24 protein-coding genes are annotated in these 23,242 nt (G+C 59.6%); 9 read left to right on the forward strand and 15 right to left on the reverse strand.

The window, feature by feature from the left end; translation table 11 throughout:
• Positions 1-47 precede the first annotated feature (47 nt).
• Both AB8B33_RS21725 and AB8B33_RS21730 read left to right on the forward strand, forming a co-directional pair.
• On the forward strand, positions 48-1,592 hold the full coding sequence (locus tag AB8B33_RS21725; protein ID WP_439016846.1) for an MDR family MFS transporter: 1,545 nt from the start codon (positions 48-50) through the stop codon (positions 1,590-1,592).
• 382 nt (positions 1,593-1,974) lie between these two features.
• The gene (locus tag AB8B33_RS21730; RefSeq protein ID WP_439016847.1) at positions 1,975-3,519 is read left to right on the forward strand and encodes a M48 family metalloprotease; all 1,545 of its coding nucleotides are present in this window, start codon (positions 1,975-1,977) and stop codon (positions 3,517-3,519) included.
• 53 nt (positions 3,520-3,572) lie between these two features.
• Here AB8B33_RS21730 and AB8B33_RS21735 read toward each other — a convergent pair whose 3' ends face one another.
• The 5 genes from AB8B33_RS21735 to AB8B33_RS21755 form a co-directional block, all read right to left on the reverse strand.
• Positions 3,573-4,436 carry an RNA polymerase factor sigma-32 gene (locus AB8B33_RS21735; protein WP_007825441.1) on the reverse strand — a complete coding sequence of 288 codons (864 nt, stop codon included), beginning with the start codon at positions 4,434-4,436 and terminating at the stop codon, positions 3,573-3,575.
• A 380-nt stretch (positions 4,437-4,816) separates the two neighbouring features.
• On the reverse strand, positions 4,817-5,389 hold the full coding sequence (locus tag AB8B33_RS21740; RefSeq protein WP_007825443.1) for a CarD family transcriptional regulator: 573 nt from the start codon (positions 5,387-5,389) through the stop codon (positions 4,817-4,819).
• Positions 5,390-5,786: 397 nt separating this feature from the next.
• Complete coding sequence (gene fdxA, locus AB8B33_RS21745) at positions 5,787-6,125, reverse strand: ferredoxin FdxA (protein ID WP_007825445.1); 339 nt, start codon at positions 6,123-6,125, stop codon at positions 5,787-5,789.
• Between the two features lie 195 nt (positions 6,126-6,320).
• A complete protein-coding gene (locus AB8B33_RS21750) occupies positions 6,321-6,725 on the reverse strand; it encodes an RNA-binding S4 domain-containing protein (protein WP_113319837.1) in 405 nt (134 codons plus the stop codon).
• A gap of 2 nt (positions 6,726-6,727) precedes the next feature.
• Complete coding sequence (locus AB8B33_RS21755) at positions 6,728-9,859, reverse strand: helicase-related protein (protein ID WP_439016850.1); 3,132 nt, start codon at positions 9,857-9,859, stop codon at positions 6,728-6,730.
• A gap of 859 nt (positions 9,860-10,718) precedes the next feature.
• On the opposite strand from AB8B33_RS21755, the gene AB8B33_RS21760 reads away from it, so the two are divergent.
• The 4 genes from AB8B33_RS21760 (at position 10,719) to AB8B33_RS21775 (ending at position 11,686) form a co-directional block, all read left to right on the forward strand.
• Positions 10,719-10,874 carry a DUF3309 family protein gene (locus AB8B33_RS21760; RefSeq protein ID WP_007825451.1) on the forward strand — a complete coding sequence of 52 codons (156 nt, stop codon included), beginning with the start codon at positions 10,719-10,721 and terminating at the stop codon, positions 10,872-10,874.
• A gap of 25 nt (positions 10,875-10,899) precedes the next feature.
• The gene (locus AB8B33_RS21765) at positions 10,900-11,154 is read left to right on the forward strand and encodes a YMGG-like glycine zipper-containing protein (protein WP_132655954.1); all 255 of its coding nucleotides are present in this window, start codon (positions 10,900-10,902) and stop codon (positions 11,152-11,154) included.
• Positions 11,155-11,347: 193 nt separating this feature from the next.
• The gene (locus AB8B33_RS21770) at positions 11,348-11,494 is read left to right on the forward strand and encodes a hypothetical protein (protein ID WP_439016851.1); all 147 of its coding nucleotides are present in this window, start codon (positions 11,348-11,350) and stop codon (positions 11,492-11,494) included.
• Positions 11,495-11,560: 66 nt separating this feature from the next.
• Positions 11,561-11,686: a hypothetical protein gene (locus tag AB8B33_RS21775; protein WP_439016852.1), complete on the forward strand. Its 126-nt coding sequence runs from the start codon at positions 11,561-11,563 to the stop codon at positions 11,684-11,686.
• Positions 11,687-11,688: 2 nt separating this feature from the next.
• On the opposite strand, the gene AB8B33_RS21780 is transcribed toward AB8B33_RS21775, so the two are convergent.
• A complete protein-coding gene (locus tag AB8B33_RS21780) occupies positions 11,689-12,414 on the reverse strand; it encodes a beta-ketoacyl-ACP reductase (protein WP_439016853.1) in 726 nt (241 codons plus the stop codon).
• A gap of 67 nt (positions 12,415-12,481) precedes the next feature.
• The gene (locus tag AB8B33_RS21785; RefSeq protein WP_439016855.1) at positions 12,482-13,663 is read right to left on the reverse strand and encodes an acetyl-CoA C-acetyltransferase; all 1,182 of its coding nucleotides are present in this window, start codon (positions 13,661-13,663) and stop codon (positions 12,482-12,484) included.
• A gap of 233 nt (positions 13,664-13,896) precedes the next feature.
• On the opposite strand from AB8B33_RS21785, the gene phaR reads away from it, so the two are divergent.
• Positions 13,897-14,469 carry a polyhydroxyalkanoate synthesis repressor PhaR gene (phaR, locus tag AB8B33_RS21790; RefSeq protein ID WP_113319841.1) on the forward strand — a complete coding sequence of 191 codons (573 nt, stop codon included), beginning with the start codon at positions 13,897-13,899 and terminating at the stop codon, positions 14,467-14,469.
• On the opposite strand, the gene AB8B33_RS21795 is transcribed toward phaR, so the two are convergent.
• From AB8B33_RS21795 to mtgA, 5 genes are all read right to left on the reverse strand, one after another.
• On the reverse strand, positions 14,464-14,871 hold the full coding sequence (locus AB8B33_RS21795) for a hypothetical protein (RefSeq protein ID WP_439016856.1): 408 nt from the start codon (positions 14,869-14,871) through the stop codon (positions 14,464-14,466). The genes phaR and AB8B33_RS21795 overlap by 6 nt on opposite strands.
• 144 nt (positions 14,872-15,015) lie before the next feature.
• Positions 15,016-15,201 (reverse strand): 50S ribosomal protein L32, encoded by a 186-nt coding sequence (gene rpmF, locus AB8B33_RS21800; protein WP_003543812.1) that lies wholly within the window; start codon positions 15,199-15,201, stop codon positions 15,016-15,018.
• A 155-nt stretch (positions 15,202-15,356) separates the two neighbouring features.
• On the reverse strand, positions 15,357-16,004 hold the full coding sequence (locus tag AB8B33_RS21805; protein WP_439016857.1) for a glutathione S-transferase family protein: 648 nt from the start codon (positions 16,002-16,004) through the stop codon (positions 15,357-15,359).
• Positions 16,005-16,016: 12 nt separating this feature from the next.
• Positions 16,017-16,739 carry a DUF1868 domain-containing protein gene (locus tag AB8B33_RS21810; protein ID WP_439016858.1) on the reverse strand — a complete coding sequence of 241 codons (723 nt, stop codon included), beginning with the start codon at positions 16,737-16,739 and terminating at the stop codon, positions 16,017-16,019.
• A 95-nt stretch (positions 16,740-16,834) separates the two neighbouring features.
• Positions 16,835-17,572, reverse strand: a complete 738-nt coding sequence (gene mtgA, locus AB8B33_RS21815) for a monofunctional biosynthetic peptidoglycan transglycosylase (RefSeq protein ID WP_439016859.1) — start codon at positions 17,570-17,572, stop codon at positions 16,835-16,837.
• A gap of 134 nt (positions 17,573-17,706) precedes the next feature.
• On the opposite strand from mtgA, the gene AB8B33_RS21820 reads away from it, so the two are divergent.
• Positions 17,707-18,621 carry a polyprenyl synthetase family protein gene (locus tag AB8B33_RS21820; RefSeq protein WP_439016860.1) on the forward strand — a complete coding sequence of 305 codons (915 nt, stop codon included), beginning with the start codon at positions 17,707-17,709 and terminating at the stop codon, positions 18,619-18,621.
• A gap of 57 nt (positions 18,622-18,678) precedes the next feature.
• Here AB8B33_RS21820 and ispG read toward each other — a convergent pair whose 3' ends face one another.
• The 3 genes from ispG to AB8B33_RS21835 all read right to left on the reverse strand — a co-directional run bounded on the left by ispG (position 18,679) and on the right by AB8B33_RS21835 (position 22,053).
• The gene (gene ispG, locus AB8B33_RS21825; protein ID WP_439016861.1) at positions 18,679-19,926 is read right to left on the reverse strand and encodes a flavodoxin-dependent (E)-4-hydroxy-3-methylbut-2-enyl-diphosphate synthase; all 1,248 of its coding nucleotides are present in this window, start codon (positions 19,924-19,926) and stop codon (positions 18,679-18,681) included.
• 95 nt (positions 19,927-20,021) lie between these two features.
• On the reverse strand, positions 20,022-21,215 hold the full coding sequence (locus AB8B33_RS21830) for an MFS transporter (protein ID WP_439016862.1): 1,194 nt from the start codon (positions 21,213-21,215) through the stop codon (positions 20,022-20,024).
• 61 nt (positions 21,216-21,276) lie between these two features.
• Complete coding sequence (locus AB8B33_RS21835; RefSeq protein ID WP_439016863.1) at positions 21,277-22,053, reverse strand: DeoR/GlpR family DNA-binding transcription regulator; 777 nt, start codon at positions 22,051-22,053, stop codon at positions 21,277-21,279.
• Between the two features lie 210 nt (positions 22,054-22,263).
• Here AB8B33_RS21835 and AB8B33_RS21840 point away from each other — a divergent pair, with 210 nt between their 5' ends.
• Positions 22,264-23,133: a DMT family transporter gene (locus tag AB8B33_RS21840; protein WP_310385396.1), complete on the forward strand. Its 870-nt coding sequence runs from the start codon at positions 22,264-22,266 to the stop codon at positions 23,131-23,133.
• The last annotated feature ends 109 nt before the right edge of the window (positions 23,134-23,242 follow it).

Raw genomic sequence — 23,242 nt, forward strand, 5'->3', positions numbered from 1 at the left:
ATGACATTAGCACATAACATATCTATATAACGAGAATGGCCCATCCCATGGATATGCAACTTGCCCCCGCCCCGCTCGTAACGGATCCCCGTCGGCGGCTCATCCTCTTCTTCTTCCTGATGACCGCTATGTTCATGGCGACGTTGGATAACCAGATCGTCTCCACGGCACTGCCGACCATCGTCGGCGAGTTCGGTCATCTGGACCGCTTCGGCTGGATCGGTTCGGCCTATCTGCTGGCGCTCAGCGCCGTGATGCCGCTCTATGGCAAGCTCGGCGATCTCTTCGGACGCAAATATGTGATGATGACGGCAATCGCGATCTTCACGGTGGGCTCCGCCGTCTGCGGTCTCGCCGTCTCGATGAACACGCTGATTGCCGCCCGCGTGCTGCAGGGCTTCGGCGGCGGCGGCATCATGGTTTCGATTTTCGCCGTCAATGCCGACCTCTTCGAGCCGCGCGAACGCGCCCGCTACCAGAGCTATTCCAGCCTCGTACTGATGGCCTCCGGCGCCATCGGCCCGGTCCTTGGCGGCACGATGAGCGATCTCTTCGGCTGGCGCTCGATCTTCCTCGTCAACGTGCCGATCGGCTTCATCGTGCTTACCGGCCTCGCCTTCATGCTGCCCTACCGCAAGCCGCATCGCCGGCCGAAGATCGATTATGCCGGCGCACTCCTGCTGGCGCTGACAACAACCAGCATCGTGCTTGCGACCGACAGCAGCGAGCTTTTCGGTGCGCTGATCTCGCCGCAGAGCATCGGCATAATCGCCTTCGGCGTGGTTTGCGCCATCACCTGGGTTTTCGTCGAACGTCGCGCGCCGGAACCGATCGTGCCGCTGCCGCTGTTCCGCAATTCCACGTTCAGCCTGCTGCTGGTGATCTCCATCATGGGCGGCGCAATCGCCATCGGCATGGTCAACTACCTCGCGCTGTTCCTTCAGACGACGACAGGCCTTTCGCCGTCGGGCGCCGGTCTGCTCTTCATTCTGCTGACAGGCGGTCTCGTCTGCGGCTCCCTGAATGCCGGCCGCATCATTTCGAAGACAGGCCGCTACAAGCCCTTCGCAATTGCCAGCCTCACCTGCAGCGCCATCGCTTTTGCACTGATCTCACAGGTTCACGCCGGCACACCGATTGCCTTCATCGGCGCGATCATGCTGCTGCACGGCGTCGGTATCGGCCTTGCCCAGCAGGTTCCGGTCATCGGCGTTCAGAATGCCGCACCGGCCCGCGATGTGGGTGCTGCAACCGGCTCGGTCACGCTGTCGCGTATGGGCGGCGCCTCGATTGCCATCTCCATCTACGGTGCAATCATTGCATCGCAGCTCGGCAGGCTCGGCTCCTCCATCCCAGGGGTGGCCAATATCGAGGAGCTGACGCCGAAAATGATGGCAGCACTTCCCGAGGCCAGCCGTCAGGCGGTGGCTAATGCTTACGCCTCCGCCTTCTCGCCGCTGTTCATGACCTCCTGCGGCATCGCTTTGATCGGTCTGATCGCCGCCATCATGCTGAAGCCGGTGCAGCTCCCCCGCGCCGGCGAACAGAAGACCAGCCAGACCACCGCCGCCGCCGCCGAAGCCGCGGAGTAAGCACAGAGCGCGCGGCCTCCGCGCCTCTTCAATTTAGTCGGCTCGAAAACACCACTATTAATTGTATTATTCGCGCGAATGTTACGCGTGCCCGCATCGGTCGCCGTACTGACCGATTTTTTCCGCAGTGCAGCCGGAATCTGCACTCGCGATGGAACTTTCGCCATAATTTCATCGGAGCGAGAAGTGCCTCGACAGGCGGGGCATTGCCGAAATGCAACGGCGCCACATTTAGATAGAGTCTCGCTATGCAACCCACGCGGAAATCGGCTACAGCAAAGACTTGGATCGGCCGATTGTACAGCGCGAGAACCGAGGCGGAAGCCTATTGAATTTTCCTGGCAACGGCCGGCCCGAAGATGCGGCAGACCGGCGACTTAAAATGGTGCGGAGAGACAGACTGGACAGTATGACGACGTGGAAATCGCCCGCGCTTTCCAGTGATGCCTTTTTTGCGCCGCGCCGTTGGGCGCGCCGTTTCCTGCTGCTGTTGGCCTGCGCCGTCGCGCTGAACGGCTGCGAGTCGTTGATCCAACAATCCTATCAGCCGACCGTCGGCCCTTCGTCTAATCCGCAAATCGTCGACGAAGTGCAGAAGAACGACCCTCGCGCCGCCATGGGCGCCCGCGAGCATCCGCGCATCGTTGCGAGTTATGGCGGCGAGTATAAGGACGCCAGGACCGAGCGCCTCGTCGCGCGTATCGCCGGCGCACTGACGGCCGTCTCGGAGAATCCGAGCCAGTCCTACCGCATCACCATCCTGAACTCGCCCGCTATCAACGCCTTCGCGCTGCCGGGCGGTTATCTCTATGTCACCCGCGGCCTGTTGGCGCTCGCCAACGATGCCTCGGAAGTCGCGGCCGTGCTGTCACACGAGATGGGCCACGTCACCGCAAACCATGGCATCGAGCGGCAGAAGCGTGAAGAGGCGGAAGTCATTGCCAGCCGTGTCGTCGCCGAAGTGCTGTCGAGCGATATAGCCGGCAAACAGGCGCTTGCCCGCGGCAAGCTGCGTCTTGCCGCCTTCTCTCGTCAGCAGGAACTGCAGGCCGACGTCATCGGCGTACGCATGCTCGGTGAAGCCGGCTATGATCCTTATGCCGCAGCCCGTTTCCTCGACTCCATGGCCGCTTACAGCCGCTTCATGTCGGTCGATCCCGAGGCAGACCAGAGCCTGGACTTCCTGTCGAGCCATCCGAATTCCGCCCAGCGCATCGAGCTTGCCCGCACCCACGCTCGCGCCTTTGGCCAGGAAGGCTCCGTCGGCGATAAAGGCCGTGACTACTATCTCGATGGCATCGACGGCCTTCTCTACGGCGACAGTCCGGAAGAGGGCTATGTGCGCGGCCAGACCTTCCTGCACGGCGGCCTCGGCATCCGCTTCGACGTGCCGCCTGACTTCAGCATCGACAACAAGGTCGAGGCCGTCATGGCAACCGGCCCGAACGATATCGCCATCCGCTTTGACGGCGTGGCCGACAACCAGAACCAGAGCCTGACGAATTACATTTCCAGCGGCTGGGTTACCGGCCTCGATCCGTCGACCATCCAGCCGATCAACGTCAATGGCATGGAGGCTGCGACCGCGCGCGCCACTGCCGACCGTTGGGACTTCGATGTCACGGTCATCAGAAACAACAATCAGATCTTCCGCTTTCTGACGGCGGTGCCGAAAGGCAGCCCGTCGCTGGAGCCGACGGCAGACGTTCTGCGCGCAAGCTTCCGCCGTATGACGCCGGACGAAGCCGCTTCGCTGAAGCCGCTACGCGTGCGGGTGGTCACAGTCCGCCCTGGCGAGAACATCACCACGCTCGCTTCCCGCATGATGGGTACCGATCGCAAGCTCGATCTCTTCAAACTGATCAACGCCCTGCCGACGGGCGCTGCCGTTTCTCCCGGCGACCGCGTGAAGATTATCTCCGAATAAAAGAAGGCCCGGCTTGTGCCGGGCCAGTCTGTGCTGCTGGGGAGTAATTCCTGTCAGGCATAGGCTGCCATGTGCGGATCGGCGCTGACGAGCGCCGTACGAAGCTTTTCCATCGCCCGGCTTTCGATCTGGCGCACGCGCTCTTTGGAAATGCCGAGGTCAGCGCCGAGCTCTTCGAGTGTCGCCCCGTCTTCGGCAAGCCGGCGCGCGCTGATGATCTTCATTTCACGCTCGTTGAGATGCTTGAGGGCAGAGGCAAGCCAGACACGACGGCGTTCGCCGTCGATCATGTTTGAGACCTGCTCATCCGGCAGAGGTTCGTCGCTGACGAGGAAATCCATCTTTTCTGCACTGTCGGCATCACCCGAAACGGAAGGCGCCTGCAACGAGGCATCGTTGCCGGAAAGGCGCGCATCCATGGTCTGCACGTCAGCAAGGCTGACACCGAGGGCAGCCGCGATTTCCTGATGAATGGATTGCAGTGTCAGCTGCGTATCGCCCTTGGCCAGCTTGGCGCGCAGGCGCCGCAGATTGAAGAAAAGTGCCTTCTGCGCCGAACTCGTACCGCCGCGCACGATCGACCAATTGCGCAGGATATAGTCCTGGATCGAGGCGCGGATCCACCAGCTTGCATACGTGGAAAAGCGCACATCGCGCGCCGGTTCGAACCGGGCCGCGGCCTCCAGAAGCCCGACATAACCTTCCTGTACGAGATCGCTCATCGGCAGGCCGAAATTGCGGAACTTGCCTGCCATGGAAATGACGAGGCGCATATGCGCCATGGCGATCTGGTTGCGGGCGCCGCGGTCTTCATGATCTTTCCAACGAATGGCCAGGTTATGCTCTTCTTCACGGGCAAGATAGGGAGCCGCCATTGCTATTTTGATCATGCGCCGATCTGCAGACATGTTCTTCATATCGCTCTCCTAAATGGGCCACGTGCCTAAAAATGAACAAGCAAACACCGTTTCCGGAACATCGCTGCGCCGGAGCAAACTAGGGTCTTGAATGCATAAAGGCCTCCTCCTGGACTTTTCAGGAGGAGGCCCTATCTCTCGTCATGTGCCGCCAAGACGGCAGGATTGGATCTGTTTCTTGAGATTACCGGAAAGGCAAATTCTGGAAATCATGATCCTCTCCTCATCGAACGTTGACAGCTTCGGCGGAAGTCAAACCGAGCTTTATAGGCTCCGGTCATGTCCGCACTACTGTGTATGAACGTCGTAGCGGCGAAAAAGTTCCAATAAAAAACCCGGCACCAAGGCCGGGTTTTTTCATCAGCAAAAACAATGCGCTATTAAGCGGCTTCGTCCTGCGAGTCGTCTTCTTCGATTACCTTGCCACGCTTCGGACCCTTGTTGAGATTGGTCTCGACGAGGCGAACTGCTTCGGTTTCAGACATTTTGTTGACGGCAGCGATTTCGCGAGCCATGCGGTCAAGAGCAGCCTCATAGAGCTGACGCTCGGAATAGGACTGTTCCGGCTGGTTCTCGGCACGATAAAGATCGCGAACGACCTCTGCGATGGAAATCAGGTCGCCGGAATTGATCTTGGCATCATATTCCTGAGCGCGACGGGACCACATGGTGCGCTTGACGCGAGCCTTGCCCTGCACGACCTTGAGGGCGCGCTCGACGAAATCGGTCTCGGAAAGCTTACGCATGCCAATGCTCATGGCCTTCGCGACCGGAACCTTCAGCCGCATCTTGTCCTTTTCGAAATCGATGACGAAAAGTTCAAGCTTCATGCCGGCGACTTCTTGCTCTTCGATAGCCGTGATGGTACCGACGCCATGTGCGGGGTACACGATCGATTCACCAGTCTTGAAGCCGTGACGTGCGGTAGAAGGTTTTTTCTGCTGGGTGGTCATTCTAATCAAAAACTCCCTGTTACGCTACCGGCGGCGGCCGGAGCCGGGTCAGTCAGGCCCGGATGAGACGGTTAAATCCGTCGGGTGACTTCACTCTGGTTCCACCAGACAGAAGCAAAAGGTATCCTTGCGCGCGATCTTGGGATCCGACAGCTCAAGTTATTGATATGTCACGGAAACCGCGTACGGATTTGTTTTACTTTCGTGATGGTTTTGGGCATGCGTCATGCCACAAATGGAACAGTGTGGTGAACGTATCACAAAAATATGAGGAAATCAATAATTTGCTTAACGTGAGTCATGTGGGCAACACATAGCCCCCATGTGACTCACGCGTAATTTGAAACGTTTAACCTGCCGCTGAACCCGGTTTCATCGGCACCGCACGTCGAAATTTTCAGTCGCCGCTACCGGGCTTTTCCGAGAAGTATTTCTCGAATTTTCCGGTCTCGCCGTCCATCTCCTTGGCCTCGGCCATCGGCTCTTTCTTGACCGTGATATTCGGCCAGATGCTCGCATATTCAGCGTTAATCTTCAGCCACTTGTCGAGACCCGGTTCGGTATCGGGCTTAATCGCCTCGGCCGGACATTCCGGCTCGCAAACACCGCAGTCGATGCACTCATCGGGATGGATGACGAGGAAATTCTCGCCCTCGTAGAAACAGTCGACGGGGCAGACTTCAACACAGTCGGTATATTTGCAGCGAATGCAATTGTCGGTCACGACATAGGTCATGAAGAACTCCAGGATTTCCACGCGGGCGGGGCCGGGCAACCTGGAACGTCGCGCCTGTCCCCTAAGCCGGAGAGAAAGCGTGGACAGGCTTGGGAGGCAAGCACGCTACCCGGCAGGTTGTGTGTCACGTATCGGCTTTACAGCAGGATTTCAAGGACAAACGATCTCCGAAAAGCTGACGGCAGGAAGAGTTTTCTAATCCTCATCCGACATCAGCCTGTCGATTGCGCGCCGTTCCTTTTTCGTCGGTCTTCCGGAGCCGGTGGCCCGAATAGCTTGCTCATAGGGCGTGAGGCGTTTTGCCACATCCGGAGGCGGCGACAGATCCTCATAGAGCAGCTTCGCCTCCTCATAGGGTCCGCGCCGCTCGCCCGGCAGCCGGACAACGAGAATGACATCCCGCCGCTCCAGCCTCAGCTCAACGCGATCGCCCACCTTGACCATCTGGCTCGGCTGTGCACAGCGTGCGCCATTGATGCTGACGTGACCGGATTGGATATGGCTCTGCGCCAGCGAGCGCGATTTCACCATGCGTGCGAAGAACAGCCATTTGTCGATGCGCTGGCGCGAACCGCTCCCTGGCTGTGTCTCTCCACTCATGACTACTTCTTCATCTGCTCCTTGAGCGCTGCAAGCTTGGCAAACGGCGAATCCGGATCGATCGGCTTCTCCTTGCGCGGCGGCTTGGCCTCGAAGCGCAGCGGCTGCGAATTGCCGCGATTGTTGTTGCGGTCGTTGCGATCGCCACGATCCTTGCGGTCCTGACGGTCGCCGCGCTGCTCGTTGCGGTCATTACGCGCATGCTGAGGCCTGCCCCCATCACGATTGCCGCCGTCACGATTGCCGCCTTCCCGGTTACCGTCGCGATTGCCGCCATCCCGGTTGCGGTTGTTGTTGCGATTACCGTCCCGGCTCTCGCCACCTTCGCCACCGCCCTGACGGCGATTGTTGCGCTCACCGCGGTCCTGACCCTGGCCTTGGCCCTGTCCGCCGCGGCGGTCGCCATGGCCGCGCGCTTGGCGCTGGTTTTCGTTGCGGCCACCGAGGCGCCACAGGAGAACCGGCTTCGGCTCTGCAGCTTCGCCCGCCTCAGCCGAATCTTCGGCAACTGCAGGCGTTTCCTCAGCTACAGGTGCGGCTTCGACAGCGGGCGTTTCTTCCGAAGCGCCGTCTGCGTCATCGTGGTCGGCCTTTTCAGCCGTTTCCTCTGCTGCGGCCTCAGTCACCGCTGAAGCCGGAACGGATGCTGCATCCTGCGTTGCGAGGAATGCGGCTGCCTCTTCGGCCTTCACGGCATCGGCGCGGTAGCCGAGACCCTTGAGAATCTCTTCCATGTCTTCGAGCGTCGCGCCGAGAATGGATAGCATCGCCGTCGTCGTCGTGAAACGGCGACCGTCATAGGCGCCTTCGGGACGCGTGCCTTGACCCGGCTTCCACTGCAGGAGCGGACGGATGAGATCGGCAAGACGCTCCAGGATGTCGATGCGCACGGCGCGCTTGCCGAGGAAACGGAAGCCCGCGAGCTTGTAGAACATACGCTCGAAGCTCGGATCGGTGACCACAGAGGTACGGCCGGCGGCGAGCACCGGAATGAGATCACCGTAGCCCGGCTTGTCGAGACCGTCATTCTTCAGCGCCCAGAGCAGGGTGATGAGCTCCGCCGGCGCCGGCTTCAGAAGCGCCGGCACGAAGATATGATAAGCGCCGAAGCGAATGCCGTATCGGCGCATGGAAGCGCGCGCATCCTGATCCAGAGACTTCACTTCTTCCGTCACGTCGCGGCGGAAGAGCACGCCGAGATTCTCGACGAGCTGGAAGGCAAGCCCCTTGGCAAGGCCCTGCAGGTCTTCGGCGCGCGACAGGTCGTCGAGCGGCTTCAGCACCGTGCTGATATGATGATTGACGAAGCGCTCGATACGGGCGGCGACATGGTCGCGCGCATTGCCCGTGAGCTGCTCGTCGGCAAGCAGGATGACACGCGGACGCATCACATGATCGCTGCCCGAAAGGCGGCCGACAGGATCGCCGAGCCACCGGACGAGTCCATCCGATCCGATCGCCAGATCGGCATTGCCTGCGGCATGCAAGCGTGCGGCACGAGCTTCGAATTCGAGAGCAAGCGCCTTCTGCGACGCAGCCTGAACCGCCTTGGCATCCGGCCCGTCCGTTCCCCCAACAGGCGTGAAACGGAACCCGGTCAACTGCCCCACATGATGTCCTTCAACAAAGACATCGCCATTCACACTGATTTCAGCTTCCAGCATCGCATTCTCTCTCAGGCGCTTCATGAGCACAGATGTCCTGCGATCAACAAAGCGTTTCGTCAACCTTTCATGTAACGCATCGGACAATCGATCTTCGATTTCCCGCGTCTTTTCCTGCCAGTGTGTCGGATCGGCAAGCCAGCCGGGCCGATTCGATACATAGGTCCAGGTCCTTATCTGCGCGATTCGCGCCGAAAGCGTGTCAATTTCTCCATCCGTCCGATCCGAACGATGAACCTGTTCGGCTAGAAACTGCTCGTTCACCGTGCCATAGCGCACTAGATCGGAAAAGAGGGTAGAAATAAGATCGGCATGTTGCGCAGGCGTTATGCGCCGATAGTCCGGCAGAGCGCAAGCCTCCCAGAGCTTTTCGACCCGCGCCGGCGTGCTAGCGAGATCAATAATTTCCGGATAGCGCGACAAATGTTCGAGCGCTTGCTGGTCGACGGCCGGCAGCGCCCGGGTCAGACCCGGTACGCGGGGGCCGGTCTCAAGGCTTGCCCGCAGGGATTGTATCGAGGAAAAATCGAGATCCTTGGTACGCCACTGCAGAACCTTGATATTGTCGAACTCATGGCCCTCGATGCGCTGCACCAGTTCCTCGTCGAAGGGTGAAACCTGGCCGGTTACGCCAAAGGTTCCGTCACGCACATGACGGCCGGCGCGGCCAGCGATCTGGCCGAGTTCGCCGGGGTTGAGGTTGCGGAATTGATACCCGTCGAACTTCCGGTCCTGCGCGAAGGCCACATGGTCGACATCGAGATTGAGACCCATGCCGATCGCATCGGTCGCGACGAGATATTCGACGTCGCCCTCCTGATAGAGCGCGACCTGCGCATTGCGGGTGCGGGGGCTGAGCGCTCCGAGCACGACAGCCGCACCGCCGCGCTGGCGCCGGATCAGTTCCGCGATCGCATAAACTTCGTCCGCCGAGAAGGCGACGATTGCCGAACGCTGCGGCAGCCGGGTGATCTTCTTCTGCCCGGCATAGAGAAGGTGGGAAAGCCGCGGCCGCTCCGTGACCGTAATCCCCGGCAGAAGCTGCTGCAGGATCGGCCGCATTGTGGCAGCACCTAGCAGAAGCGTCTCCTCGCGCCCGCGCAGGTGCAGGATGCGGTCTGTAAAGATATGGCCGCGCTCGAGATCTCCAGCGAGCTGCACTTCATCGATGGCGACGAAGGCTGCCTTGGTTTCCCGTGGCATCGCTTCGACCGTACAGACCGAGAAACGCGCATTCGGCGGCGAGATCTTTTCTTCGCCGGTCACTAGCGCCACGTTGTGGGCGCCGACCTTTTCGACCACGCGCGTGTAGACTTCGCGCGCCAGCAGGCGGAGCGGCAGGCCGATGACACCCGTCCCATGCGCCACCATGCGTTCGATCGCATAATGGGTCTTGCCGGTATTGGTCGGCCCGAGCACCGCGGTCACGCCGCGCCCGCTCAGTATCATCGGCTGCGAAGTCAGGGTCATATTCCATGCAAGTGAGGCGGTGACGCCCCAGGGTCAAGTCGGAGCTGCGAATGAGGCACAGAACACATGGACAGCCGAAGCTTCAAACGCAAGGGCAGATTTGAAATAGACTTGGGATTGAGCACGGAAGTCACAGCCCGCTAAGTCCTTGATTTAAGATTCGGAACAGCTTGAGAACGAATCGGAGACGAATCGCTGACTCCGGCGGATTCAGCTTTTGTTCACGGCTAAGTATTGATTTTGAATCGCTTTTTTACACTAGATGCTGAATCCGCAGACTCGCCTGAGAACAAATGCTGGCAACCGCGATTAACGCTTTTTTCCGCATCGTAAAGGCGCAAAGGTCAAGCCCGAAATTAACGCTTCGACCAAAGCCGGAACGAATCGGAGACGAATCGCCGATCTCGAGGTTTTCCCCTTTCGTTCACGGCGAGATCTTGTGGGCACTTTCGCCACCGATCCCAACATACGGGTTCCGGGTTTGCCGCAGCCGTTCCGAGCGGTCGGATCGCATTAATATTTTGCATGCCGAATTTACGGAGCCTTAAGCAGGCTGGCGCCGACAGGCTGAGGAAAGTCATGGCTGATCAAAGCCGGAACGAATCGCCGACGAATCGGAGACATCTTCATTTTCCTGCTTTGTTCACCGCAACATATTGTATTCAAAGAGAATTTTAACCATACCCGGAAAATACTAGATAGCATTTCGCCGACTTGCTTTCGAAGGAACCGGCTAAATACGGCTTCTGTCGCAATGGTGATAACGCCGCCGTGATATTCTGAGAGTTTAGCCGGGAACAAAAATCGCGGATGCGGGTTTCTAGTCCAGTCGAAATGAGAATGAGGCAGGACAAAAACCATGCTTGGCACGATACTTCTTATTATCCTTATTCTGTTATTGGTCGGCGCCTTGCCGAATTGGGGTTATAGCCGCGGCTGGGGCTATGGACCTTCCGGTGGTTTGGGGTTAGTTCTCGTCATCATTATCATTCTTGTACTGATGGGCCGAATTTAAAGGCCGGTAACCTGGGGAGTTAGACATGAAAAAGATTGTTCTTAGCTGCGCTCTCATTGGCGCTCTCGCCTCCTGCACCCCGACGGAGCAGGGCACGGCGATTGGTGCGGGCACGGGCGCCATCATCGGCGGCGCCGTCAGCAACAGCTGGGGTGGCGCGGCAGTCGGCGCAGTCGCCGGCGGTCTGACAGGCGCACTGATCGGCCATTCGGTCGAACGTCAAGGCTACTGCATCTATCGCGACCGTTACGGCCGCCGTTACGAAGCGCGTTGCCGCTAATCAGCATCGGCCCATCGGAAATTTTGAACGGGCGCTTCGGCGCCCGTTTTTCTTGCGCGCTTTTGTCGTCAACGCCGCGTTGACGATCGGTCGCTGAAGTCAAATCTACCGCGCCACCGGGACCAAGCGCATATTCCTTTCAACATCACAAGAGCAGAGCCTGTGTCGCCCGTGAAAGAAAAGGAACGCTACCATGGCCCAGATTTTCCTGAATTCCGCCGTCGCCGTCCTGATCGCCTCGGCTTTCCTCACGACGGCAGTCGCCGCCCTCCGCAGCCAGGACCGCGCCGTCCAGAAAGTGCCCGTCAAAGCCAATAGACGGCGCCATCCCAACGCCTGACGCCATCAATGAACCGAACCGCGTAACGGCAACTATACGAGCGCCCGTCTGCAGGGAGATAAGACTATGAACAAGATCATCGCAATCGCCGCCCTCATCACCATTGCCCTCGCGGCCTATGGCGCATCTGCCGGCCCCTATGACAGTGCCGGCAGCTTCCCGAGCAACTACGCCCACAGCCAGAAGAAATAGGTTCAGACGAAGAACTGACCGCCATTGGCCGTCAACGTCGAACCGGTAATGAAACCGGCATCCTCGGAAACGAGGAAGGTCACGCAGCGCGCGATCTCCTCGGGTTCGCCGAGGCGCCCGACCGGGATTTGCGGAATGATCTTCTCATTCAGCACCTTTTCCGGCACCGCAAGCACCATCTCCGTCCCGATATAACCGGGGCAGATGGCATTGACGGTAATGTTCTTGACCGCACCTTCCTGGGCAAGCGCCTTGGTAAACCCGAGGTCGCCGGCTTTGGCGGCAGAATAGTTCACCTGCCCCATCTGGCCCTTCTGGCCGTTGATGGAGGAGATATTGACGATGCGGCCGAAGCTGCGGTCACGCATGCCGCTCCACACATGGTGCGTCATGTTGAAGAGACCGGTGAGGTTGGTATTGATCACCTCATGCCACTGCTGCGGCGTCATCTTGTGAAACATCGCATCGCGCGTGATGCCGGCATTGTTGACGAGGATCTCGACCGGGCCGAGTTCGGCCTGGACCCTCGCAATACCTTCGCCGCAGGCAAGATAGTCGGACACGTCCCACTTGAAGACGGGCACGCCGGTAACATTATGAAATGCCTTGGCCTTTTCATCATTGCCGGCATAGTTGGCAGCAACCTTATAGCCGGCATTCTTTAGAGCCATCGAAATTGCCGCGCCAATGCCGCGCGTACCACCAGTGACCAAAGCCACTCTGCTCATGTTCCGCTCCCCAGTTATTGTCAGCCCGCTCTCGGGCAGGCCTCAAGAAACATGCATTGTACGCTATTTACATTGCCTCGAAGCACATCGCGACACCCATGCCGCCGCCGATGCAAAGCGTGGCGAGACCCTTTTTGGCGCCGCGGCGCTTCATTTCGAAGAGGAGCGTATTGAGGACGCGCGCACCCGAAGCGCCGATCGGATGACCGATCGCGATCGCGCCGCCATTGACGTTGACGATATCAGGATCCCAGCCGAGATCCTTGTTCACGGCGCAGGCTTGGGCCGCGAAGGCTTCATTGGCCTCGACGAGGTCTAGATCGCCGACGGACCAGCCGGCCTTTTCCAGCGCCTTGCGGGAAGCAGGGATCGGGCCGGTCCCCATAACTTGCGGATCGACACCGGCTGTTGCCCAGGAAACGATGCGGGCAAGCGGCTGGATGCCGCGACGCGACGCTTCCGCTTCGCTCATCAGCACGGCTGCGGCAGCGCCGTCGTTAAGACCGGAGGCATTCGCCGCGGTCACCGTGCCATCCTTGTCGAAGGCGGGTCGCAGCTTGCCCATGGCCTCCAGCGTCGCGCCGTGGCGGATATATTCGTCGGCATCGACGGTTACGTCACCCTTGCGGCCCTGAATGATGAAGGGAACGATTTCGTCCCGGAAGCGGCCAGCCTTCTGTGCGGCTTCCGCCTTGTTCTGCGAGCCGACGGCGAAGTGGTCCTGGTCGTCGCGTGAAAGCTGCCATTGGCGTGCGATATTTTCAGCAGTAACGCCCATGTGATAGCCGTAAAAGGCGTCGGTTAGACCGTCCTTGATCATGGTGTCGATCATCTTCATGTCGCCCATCTTCACGCCGCCGCGCAAATGTGCCGCGTGTGGCGCCATCGACATGGATTCCTGACCGCCGGCGACGATGATCTTCGCATCACCGAGCGCGATCTGCTGCATGCCGAGGGCAACGGCACGCAGGCCGGAACCGCAGAGCTGGTTGACGCTCCAGGCCGTCGCCTCCTTGGGAACATCGGCCTTCATCGCCGCCTGGCGAGCGGGGTTCTGGCCCTCGCCCGCCTGCAGGACCTGGCCAAGGATGACCTCGTCCACGTCTTCAGGGGAAACACTTGCCCGCTCCAGCGCGCCTTTGATGGCGGCAGCGCCGAGCTCGTGAGCGGGAATTGTGCCGAAAGCACCGTTGAAGGAACCGACAGCGGTGCGCGCTGCGCTGGCGATGACGACGGATGAACTGCTCATGGGGTGGTTTCCTCGTTTCTCGTCACACATATAAGTGGAAACTGACAAAGCTGCAGGCGCAAGTCAAATGCCAAGACTATTCCACCATTTGCTGCAGCGCCCTCAAATGGATTTATCCGTACAGGGAAAGGGCTTGCCGCATCGCACAAAGAGATTGTCACCGCCCTTCTTTTGCGTCTACAGTCTCTGGTGGAGGAGTATCCATACAATCAGACGGGGTTCGGGAGACTGATATGGCGAAGACTGAGGGTCAGATCGTAATCAAGAAATATGCCAATCGCCGCCTCTATAATACAGGCACCAGCACCTATGTGACGCTGGAAGACCTGGCGGAGATGGTGAAGAAGGGGGAGGATTTTGTCGTTCAGGACGCCAAAAGCGGTGACGACATCACGCATTCGGTACTGACCCAGATTATTTTCGAGCAGGAATCGAAGACCGGCAACACGCTGCTTCCGATCTCCTTCCTGCGTCAGCTGATCACCTACTACGGCGACCAGATGCAGATGGTCGTTCCGAGCTTCCTGGAACATTCCATGCGCGCCTTCACGGAACAGCAGTCGCAGATCCGTGAGCAGGTGAACCGTGCCTTCGGCGAAACGCCGCTCAGCAAGAACCTGCAGCTTCCCATGCAAATGGTCGAGGAACAGGTCCGCCGGAATACCGAGATGTTCCAGCAGGCCATGCAGATGTTCTCACCCTTCATGACGCCGCCGCCCAAGGAAAGCCGCAAGGCGGAGGCGAAGGACATCGACGAGCTGAAGGAACAGCTTCGCGCGCTGCAGAACAAGCTCGACAACCTATAGGCCGATAGAAACGTCCCGGCCGGCGCTGCGGATCGACACCGCAAAGCCGCCGATCACGTCGATCAGCGCAATGGTCATCAGGATGAAGAAGACCTGGGTCGCCGCATCCTGGACGAGAAGAAACTCGACCAGGAAGGCGATGAAGACCAGCATCGACAGCATGTGGTTGATGAGGTTGCCGGAAGCGTTCCGGGTCGCCTTCAAGATCTCGAAGAAGAGTACGACGAGCGCCACGACGATGAAAAGATCGCCGAGCGCCATACTCCAGATCGCTCCCGAAAGCATCGACAGTACGATCACATCGTGCTGGAGCGAGGGAATGCCGCCGCCACCCATCAGGCCCAGCATCGCCAGATTGTAAAGAATAAATGGAATAACCATCAGCGGCATTACGGTAATCATGCAGAAATATCTCCCAGATCTCTAGGGAATACTGCCTGACATCACCGTCTCACTTCAAGGCACTGAAGATTATAATATCTTGAAAAGAAAAGGCCGGCATAGAGCCGGCCTTCAAAACTTTCATCGGACAAGCCGCATAAAGAATTATGCGCTTTCCTTCGGCGTCAGAACCTGGCGGCCACGGTACATACCGGTCTTTAGATCGATATGGTGCGGGCGGCGCAGTTCGCCGGAGTTCTTGTCTTCGACATAGGTCGGAGCCTTCAGCGCATCAGCCGAACGGCGCATGCCGCGCTTGGACGGGCTCGTTTTTCTCTTCGGTACAGCCATTTCTCTTACTCCACTTGCGGGCAAAACATTCCCACGGCCAGACTGGCGGCCGAAACGGACATGTCGCGATTTCGGAATTTTGCGCGCTTATACATGCAAGGGGCGGCCTTGACCAGTCCCCATATGTATTTTTTGCGATGCCTCTGATTGTCTGCTCAGACTTCGTCTTCCGGCACAATCCACGGCTCGGCTCGGGCTGCTTCTTCCCACTTCCGCCAGGCCGGATGCGCCTTCATCGCGCTCATGTAGGCCAGTATATCGGTGCTGCTGACGAGATCATAGATATCGAAGCGATTGACGACGGGCGCAAACATCGCATCCGCTCCGCTGAATGCACCGAAGAGGAACGGTCCACCGGATTTCTGCAGCAGGTCGCGCCAGATTGTCTCGATGCGACTGATATCGGCAGAGACGCCGTCAGGCAGCGCGATCTTGCCCTTCGGGCGGCGAATATTCATCGGGCAGGCGCTGCGCAGCGCCCGGAAGCTCGACATCATCTCCATGGAGGCCGAACGGGCGAGCGCCCGCTCGGCGCGATCCTTCGGCAGCAACCCGGCATTTGGGTAAAGCTCGGCTACATATTCGATGATCGCGAAGGATTCCCAGATCTTCAGCGCACCATGCTGCAGCAGGGGCACATGGCCGCTCGGAGAGACCGCCTTGATATTGGGATTGCTGTTTGGATAATCGAAGGGGATCAGCACCTCTTCGAAATCGATGCCGACGCCCGTCAGCGCCATCCACGGCCGGAAGGACCAGGAAGAGTAGTTCTTGTTGGCGATATAGAGCGTCAGCTTGTCCATGGTGTGTTCCTGTCAGGGTTCGAAATCGAAGATCAGCAGTTCGTGGAAGTGGTTCATATCCTCGAACACGCAGAAGGCCGGCGGGTTGAGTTCCAGTACCGGCGCCCTGCTGCGGATATCCTCTGTCACCTCGTCAAGCATTGCCTGCCAGCGCGGCAGCGCCTCGTCTTCCAGCCGCTCGATCGCATAGGTGAAGGTCATGTGGAACTTGTAATTCTCATGGTGGGGCTGACGGTAACCCAGGAGATCGGCGAATGCGTCGCGCCAGGCGCGCATAACCTTGCGGTCATCCTCTGTCGCACCCTCGAGGAGCAGGCCGGACGGACGGGCTTCGACGATCGCGACCTTGAAGGGATCGAACATCTTGAAGCCTTCGAGCCGCGCGCCCATGAGCTCTGTCATGTCATCGATCGGCGTATCGAGCGGAATATTATCAGGCCAATGGTTCTCCTTGCGGCCGGTCTCGATCACGCCTTCAAAAAGCGTCATATGGAGGCTGGTGATTGGCGTGAAGATGAATTGTGGTGCCTCGGGCATCGCCAGATATCTCTCACGCGCTTCGATCAGCACCTGCTGCGTTCGTGAGCCCCTCGGGGGATGGCAGACGATCGTGTTACCCCGCTCGGGCAGGAAGCCGCCGAGCTTCTGGTAGCGGGAGCCGAGATGCCGCGGCGGAGCCGGATTATGGGTCTTCGAATACTGGAGAAGCTCGGGCGAAAGTGTCGTGGTGGTCATGGGCGACTCGGGGCTTTGATTGCTGATGCATTCGCCCATATGGCAGGATCAAGAATGTCAGATGACGCTTGCCGCTTCCAACGACAAGTTCTGATTCAATCATAGATGCACTTGATGTAATCGCCCGAGCCCTGCGCCCGCCGTTCGATGAGCGCTGCAAGCCTGCGCAGCCCTCGTCCGGGTTTTCCGGCATTGCGATCGATCGGGTTCGGTAGCGAAACCGCAAGCAACGATGCCTGGCGGCGCGTAAGCTTCGAGGCAGGCACCTTGAAGTGATATTGCGCAGCCGCCTCGATACCGTAAATGCCTGGCCCCCATTCGGCGATATTGAGATAAATCTCCATCAGCCGTCGCTTCGACCAGACGAAATCGGAGCCGACAGCCAGCGGCAGTTCCAATCCCTTGCGGATGAAGGAGCGGCTGTTCCAGAGGAAGAGGTTCTTCGCCGTCTGCATGGGAATGGTGCTGCCGCCACGCGTCTCCTGGCCCTTCAGCGTGTCTTCGACCAGCATACGCATCTCGCCCCAGTCGACACCGCCGTGGAAGCAATATTGCCCGTCTTCCGACATCATCACCGATTGCACGAGCACAGGCGCAACATCGTCGATCGACACCCACCGTCGGTCATAACCGCGCAGAAGCAAGAGATCGCGCAGCATCAGCGTCGAAACCGGATGGATGAAGGGCAGCAGATAGAGAAGGATCAGCACATAGGGAAAAAGCATCACCGCCAGAACGGCAAGAACAATGCGCTTCAGCACCTGGCGGTCTCCAACCCAGCGCCGGCGAACCGGCGCCTCGACGCTCTCCTCTGTCTGCGGCGCTATATCCAATGTCCCAGTCCGATTTCGCCCTTGTCGTTGTCATACCGCCTGAAAACCATCATTGCCAGAGTGCAGCGGAAATCTTGACGCGGCGATCGACAATTCCGTTGCCAGCAGCCGTTCTGCCGTGCCAAAGAGCGCGCATGGACGCTAAGCGGGAAACATTCGAGACACGGTTGAAAAACAGCGCCGCTGAGATCGAGGCGCTGCTCGATCTCCTGCTCTCTCCCACCGTACTGTCCGACGAGATCGCCCGTCCCGACCTCTTGCGTAGCGCCATGCACTACGCCGTCCTGAATGGCGGCAAACGCCTGCGCCCCTTTCTTGTCGTGGAAAGCACAGCACTTCTCGGCGGCAACAGGCAGGCAGCACTTCGCGTCGGCGCAGCACTCGAATGCATCCATTGCTATTCGCTCGTTCACGACGATCTGCCCGCTATGGACGACGACGACCTGCGCCGCGGCAAGCCGACCGTACACATCAAATTCGACGAAGCGACCGCCATTCTGGCCGGCGACAGCCTGCTGACCTACGCCTTCGACATCATCGCAGCCCCGGAAACCGACCTGCCGGACCGCAGCAAGACAGAACTCGTTCTGGCGATCGCCCGCGCCGCGGGCCTCGGCGGCATGGCCGGCGGGCAAGCCCTTGATCTTGCAGCGGAAAAGCAGGCGCCCGATGAAGCTGGCATCATCCGCCTGCAGGCGATGAAGACGGGTGCGCTGATCCGCTTCGCCTGCGAGGCCGGCGCCATCATTGCCGGCGCTTCGGCCGAAGACCGGCAGCGCCTGCGCCGCTTCGGCGAGAAGATCGGCCTCGCCTTCCAGCTTGCCGATGATATTCTCGACCTGATCTCCGATATCAAGACGATGGGCAAGGCGACCGGCAAAGATGCCGCCCGCGGCAAGGGAACGCTGGTGGCGCTTCACGGCATGGAATGGGCGGAGAAGCGGCTGCGTCAGCATGTCGAGGACGCAGAAGAGCTGCTCGCCCCCTATGGTGAACGCGCCGCAGTGCTGATCGCCACGGCCCACTTCGTGGCCGAACGCAAGAATTGAGACAGAGGAAGGGCGGTACCATCCAGCCCTGCTCCAGTTCATCGAAAAGCGGAGTGATTACTCCGCTGCCGTCTTCTGGCCGAAACGCTTCTCGATATAGTCGATGACGAGCGCCTCGAAATCCGAGGCGATATTTGGGCCGCGCAGCGTCAGGGCCTTCTTGCCGTCGATGAAGACGGGGGCAGCCGGCGTCTCGCCGGTGCCGGGAAGCGAAATGCCGATATCGGCATGTTTGCTTTCGCCCGGTCCATTGACGATACAGCCCATCACGGCGACATTGAGTGCTTCTACACCCGGATATTTCTCACGCCAGATCGGCATGTTCTTGCGGATGTCGCTCTGGATGTTCTGCGCGAGCTCCTGGAATACCGTCGAGGTCGTGCGTCCACAGCCGGGACAGGCCGCGACGACAGGCACAAACTGGCGGAAACCCATGACCTGCAGCAGTTCTTGCGCCACCTGCACCTCGCGGGTGCGGTCACCATTCGGCTCCGGCGTCAGCGAAATGCGGATCGTATCGCCGATGCCGTTCTGCAGCACATAGCCCATGGCAGCCGAAGAGGCGACGATGCCCTTGGTGCCCATGCCGGCTTCGGTCAAGCCGAGATGCAGCGCATGGTTGGAGCGTTCGGCGAGCATGGAATTGACGGCGATCAGATCCTGAACCTGGCTGACCTTGGCCGACAGGATGATGCGGTTGCGCGGCAGGCCGATCTCTTCGGCAAGCTGGGCAGACAGCAGCGCCGACTGCACGATCGCCTCGTGCGTCACCTGCCGGGCCGAAAGCGGCGATCCTTCGGCCTGGTTCTTGTCCATCAGCTGCGTCAGCAGTTCCTGGTCCAGCGAACCCCAGTTGACCCCGATGCGCACCGGTTTGTTATAGCGGATCGCCATCTCGATGATTTCGGCGAACTGCTTGTCCTTCTTGTCCTTGAAGCCGACATTGCCGGGATTGATGCGATACTTCGCCAGCGCTTCGGCGCAGGCCGGATGATCGGCAAGCAGCTTGTGGCCGATATAGTGGAAGTCGCCGATCAGTGGCACATCCATGCCGAGGCGCAGCAGCCGCTCGCGGATCTTCGGCACGGCGGCAGCGCTTTCGTCGCGGTCGACGGTGATGCGCACCAGCTCCGAACCGGCGCGATGGAGTGCGGCCACCTGCGCAACCGTGGAATCCACATCCGCCGTATCGGTGTTGGTCATGGATTGCACGACGACCGGCGCACCGCCGCCGACGATGACACCGCCGACATCGACGGCAACGGAAGCGCGGCGCGGTTTCGGATCGAAATCAAAAGCAGACATAAAGAGCTCTTACACCCGGAAAACAGAGCCTTTCAGGTGGATCAAGCCCGCGAGCTTGTCAACCGCCCCGTATATCACTTTTGTTTGGAGGCGGCTCAGTGGCCGCCGCCCGAGACCCCGTCGGCATATTGCGCGAGCCTGGAGAATGCGAGAACCACGAGCAGCAGCACCGGCAGCGCCATAAAGACGGCCGCAAAACCCACATGCTCGGCCACGAAGCCGATCACCGAAGGCGCCACCAGCATGCCGGAATAGCCCAGGGTCGTGACGACGGAGATGCCGATACCGGGCTTCAGGCCGGGGATGTTGCCCGCCGCCGAAAACGCGATCGGCACCATGTTCGAAATACCAATACCGCAAAGTGCGAAGCCGATGATGGCGATTTCGGCATTCGGCGCAAGGCTAGCAAGCAGCATGCCGACGATGGCAAAGAGCGTGCAGATGCGCAGCGTCTTAACCCCGCCGAGACGATCGCGGACGAGATCGCCGGCAAAGCGCATGGTCGCCATGGCCGCCGAGAAGGCCGCAAAGCCGAGGCCGGAGAGGGCAACCGACGCACCCATTTCCTGCCTGAGATAAAGCGCACCCCAGTCGAGGACAGCACCTTCCGGCACCATACAGAACAGCGCCATAACGCCGAGCAGCCACGGCAGCGGCACCATCGGCAGCTTCGTCTTCTCCTTCTTGGTATCGGGATGCGGCGGATCGGCCAGAACCATCGGCCAGGCGACGGCAAGGAAGATAGCGGCCAGCACGGTCGCCAGTTCCGCGTGGCCGAGAATGCCGAGCCTGGAGATCACCAGGCCGCCAAGGCCGGAGCCTATCAGACCGCCAAGGCTCCAGAACGCATGGCAGGATGACATGATCGCGCGGCGCATGGATTTTTCCACCGCCACGGCATTGGCGTTCATTGCCACGTCCATCGCGCCCATGAAACCGCCGAACAGAAAGAGCGAGATCGCCCCTGTGATGACGTTGGGAGACAGCGTCAGCGCCAGAAGCATTGGCAGCAAACAGACGGCAAGCACCCGCACGACAACGCGTGAACCATGCTTGGCGATCTGCGCGCCGGCGATTGGCATCATCACCAGCGAGCCGAAACCGAAGACGAGAATCATCAGCCCAAGCTCGAACTTGGTGAGTCCCAGCCGCTCGGCAAAGTCGGGAATCTTCGGCGCCCAGCAGCCGACGACGAAACCATTCATGAGAAAGAGCAGCGAGACCGCCGCTCTGCTCCTGGTAATGAAGCCGCTCCGTACCCACGGCGCTGCACTCACATTATTATCCATTTCCTTGTCTTTCCTCTTGATCGGGCTTGCCTGCCCGATCCCTGTAAAAGGCGGAACGGTCTCAAGCCGTCTTATCCGCAATGATCGTCCGGCACCCGCGTGCACGGTATTGTTCGAGCATGGCGGCATCCGCATCGTGCTCGACGATAAGGCATTCGCAATGCGCGACCGGCAGAACGCTGTGTGGCGCAGCCGTACCGAATTTTTCCGATGTCGCAGCGACCATGACCCGCTTGCTCCTGGATGTGGCGAACCTCTTGAACTCCGCATCCTCGAAGCCGAATGTCGTCAAACCCGCCTCGATATCGACGCCGCAGGCGCCCAGGATGCAAAGGTCGGGCGCTAGCTGCTCCATGTCCCGCAAGGCTTTTGCGCCAAGCGATCCGCCGGTCTGGCGGTCGACCAGACCACCGATCAGGATCACGTTTACACCGGGCTTCTCGATCAGGGCCGCGGCAATCGCCGGCGCATTTGTGGCAGCGGTCAACGGAAGATCGGCCGGCAGAGCATTGGCAATCGCCAGATTGGTGCTGCCGGCATCGAAGAATACCGTCGTACCTGCGACGATTTCCTCTGCCGCGGCGCGGGCCAGCGCCTGTTTCCGGTCGGCAGCAAAGCTCATGCGCTGGGTCAGACTTCCGTGCGCCGGCGAAATCGGCAACGCTCCGCCATATACCCTCTCACAGAGCCCTGCCGCCGCCATCTCGCGCAGATCGCGCCGCACCGTATCCTCCGAGACGCCGAATTCGAGTGCCAGTTCTGCAGCCAGCACGCGGCCATGCGTCTTCAGTCGCTCGGAAATGACAGTCTGGCGTTCCCGCAACAGGAAATCTTGCATGTTTATACCGGATCAACCCTTCAAAATCTGAAATCATGCATAAACACTGATAACCGTGCACGCAACATGCACGATCACACGTTTTCTGACGCTCTGAAACAAAGCTCCACGAACAGGGCGAAATCTCGCATATTGACCGTGTCCGGGGGCAGGACTATCGATCAGGCATTCCCGATTCCCGCCGGCATAGCCCGCCTCTGGTACATCCCCGTGAAAAACTCCGTCAGCCTGGGCATCCTGCTCACGACCGCCGCCTATATGGCGTTCACTTTCCATGATGCGATCGTCAAGGTTTTGACGGCGAGCATTCCCGTTTGGCAGATCCTGTTCTTCCGCAGCCTCACCATCCTTCTCGGCTGCCTCGCCTATGGCCGCAGCAAACTTGTGCATCAGGCGATCACCTCGCCGATCATCAAGCCGATGATTGCCCGCAGCATCCTTCTGCTCTGTGCATGGCTTTCATACTACACGGCCGCAAGTCATCTGCAGCTCGCCGAGGTCACGACGCTCTATTACGCAGCGCCTGTCGTCGGCACCTTGCTCGCCTGGTTCATCCTGAAGGAAGAGGTCACCCCCGCCCGTTGGCTAGCGGTCGGTGTCGGCTTCGTCGGTGTGCTCATCGCCAGCAATCCCGTCGGGCTCACGATCTCCTGGCCGGTCTATCTGGCGCTGCAGGCAGCCGTGCTCTGGGCTTCCGCCATGGTATTGCTGCGCAAAACCTCGCTGCATGAGAAGACTATCATCCAGCTTGCGGTCTCCAACGTCTTCTTCCTCATAATGACCGGTATTGCCGTGATCTACACCTGGCAGACCCCAACTCTCACGCAACTCGCCCTGCTCATCGGCACCGGTGTCGTCGCCGGCTGCGCCCAGTTCGCCCTCTTTGAAGGCATGCGTCAGGCTCCAGTGTCGGTGCTCGCGCCCTTCGAATATACATCGCTCGTCTGGGCCTTCATCCTCGGCTATCTGATTTGGGCTGATGTACCCACGCAGAATGTCGTCGTTGGTGCGGTGATGATTCTTGGCGCGGGCTTGATCATCATCGTCAGCGAAAAATTGCGTCGTCGCGCCGTGGCCTGATACCGGTTTCAGCCAGATTCGTGGTCAGAGTGGCAGCTTGAGAAAAATATTCGCAGTTGCCGCTTTTATTTGCAGTTTTCTACGCTTTCGATACCGCAATTTTCTGCGA

The organism is Rhizobium sp. 768_B6_N1_8, assembly GCF_051811225.1.
Classification (GTDB): domain Bacteria; phylum Pseudomonadota; class Alphaproteobacteria; order Rhizobiales; family Rhizobiaceae; genus Rhizobium.

Excerpts from the sequence above, each read along its gene's own strand:
- AB8B33_RS21795 (WP_439016856.1), bottom strand. The coding sequence starts at position 14,871 with ATGATTACCGTAATGCCGCTGATGGTTATTCCATTTATTCTTTACAAT.
- AB8B33_RS21730 (WP_439016847.1), top strand. The coding sequence starts at position 1,975 with ATGGTGCGGAGAGACAGACTGGACAGTATGACGACGTGGAAATCGCCC.
- AB8B33_RS21765 (WP_132655954.1), top strand. The coding sequence starts at position 10,900 with ATGAAAAAGATTGTTCTTAGCTGCGCTCTCATTGGCGCTCTCGCCTCC.
- AB8B33_RS21785 (WP_439016855.1), bottom strand. The coding sequence starts at position 13,663 with ATGAGCAGTTCATCCGTCGTCATCGCCAGCGCAGCGCGCACCGCTGTC.
- AB8B33_RS21755 (WP_439016850.1), bottom strand. The coding sequence starts at position 9,859 with ATGACCCTGACTTCGCAGCCGATGATACTGAGCGGGCGCGGCGTGACC.
- AB8B33_RS21740 (WP_007825443.1), bottom strand. The coding sequence starts at position 5,389 with ATGACCACCCAGCAGAAAAAACCTTCTACCGCACGTCACGGCTTCAAG.
- AB8B33_RS21780 (WP_439016853.1), bottom strand. The coding sequence starts at position 12,414 with ATGAGCAGAGTGGCTTTGGTCACTGGTGGTACGCGCGGCATTGGCGCG.
- AB8B33_RS21735 (WP_007825441.1), bottom strand. The coding sequence starts at position 4,436 with ATGAAGAACATGTCTGCAGATCGGCGCATGATCAAAATAGCAATGGCG.
- AB8B33_RS21820 (WP_439016860.1), top strand. The coding sequence starts at position 17,707 with ATGGACGCTAAGCGGGAAACATTCGAGACACGGTTGAAAAACAGCGCC.
- AB8B33_RS21760 (WP_007825451.1), top strand. The coding sequence starts at position 10,719 with ATGCTTGGCACGATACTTCTTATTATCCTTATTCTGTTATTGGTCGGC.
- AB8B33_RS21805 (WP_439016857.1), bottom strand. The coding sequence starts at position 16,004 with ATGGACAAGCTGACGCTCTATATCGCCAACAAGAACTACTCTTCCTGG.
- ispG (WP_439016861.1), bottom strand. The coding sequence starts at position 19,926 with ATGTCTGCTTTTGATTTCGATCCGAAACCGCGCCGCGCTTCCGTTGCC.
- AB8B33_RS21750 (WP_113319837.1), bottom strand. The coding sequence starts at position 6,725 with ATGAGTGGAGAGACACAGCCAGGGAGCGGTTCGCGCCAGCGCATCGAC.
- AB8B33_RS21810 (WP_439016858.1), bottom strand. The coding sequence starts at position 16,739 with ATGACCACCACGACACTTTCGCCCGAGCTTCTCCAGTATTCGAAGACC.
- AB8B33_RS21830 (WP_439016862.1), bottom strand. The coding sequence starts at position 21,215 with ATGGATAATAATGTGAGTGCAGCGCCGTGGGTACGGAGCGGCTTCATT.
- AB8B33_RS21725 (WP_439016846.1), top strand. The coding sequence starts at position 48 with ATGGATATGCAACTTGCCCCCGCCCCGCTCGTAACGGATCCCCGTCGG.
- AB8B33_RS21835 (WP_439016863.1), bottom strand. The coding sequence starts at position 22,053 with ATGCAAGATTTCCTGTTGCGGGAACGCCAGACTGTCATTTCCGAGCGA.
- phaR (WP_113319841.1), top strand. The coding sequence starts at position 13,897 with ATGGCGAAGACTGAGGGTCAGATCGTAATCAAGAAATATGCCAATCGC.
- rpmF (WP_003543812.1), bottom strand. The coding sequence starts at position 15,201 with ATGGCTGTACCGAAGAGAAAAACGAGCCCGTCCAAGCGCGGCATGCGC.
- AB8B33_RS21775 (WP_439016852.1), top strand. The coding sequence starts at position 11,561 with ATGAACAAGATCATCGCAATCGCCGCCCTCATCACCATTGCCCTCGCG.
- AB8B33_RS21770 (WP_439016851.1), top strand. The coding sequence starts at position 11,348 with ATGGCCCAGATTTTCCTGAATTCCGCCGTCGCCGTCCTGATCGCCTCG.
- fdxA (WP_007825445.1), bottom strand. The coding sequence starts at position 6,125 with ATGACCTATGTCGTGACCGACAATTGCATTCGCTGCAAATATACCGAC.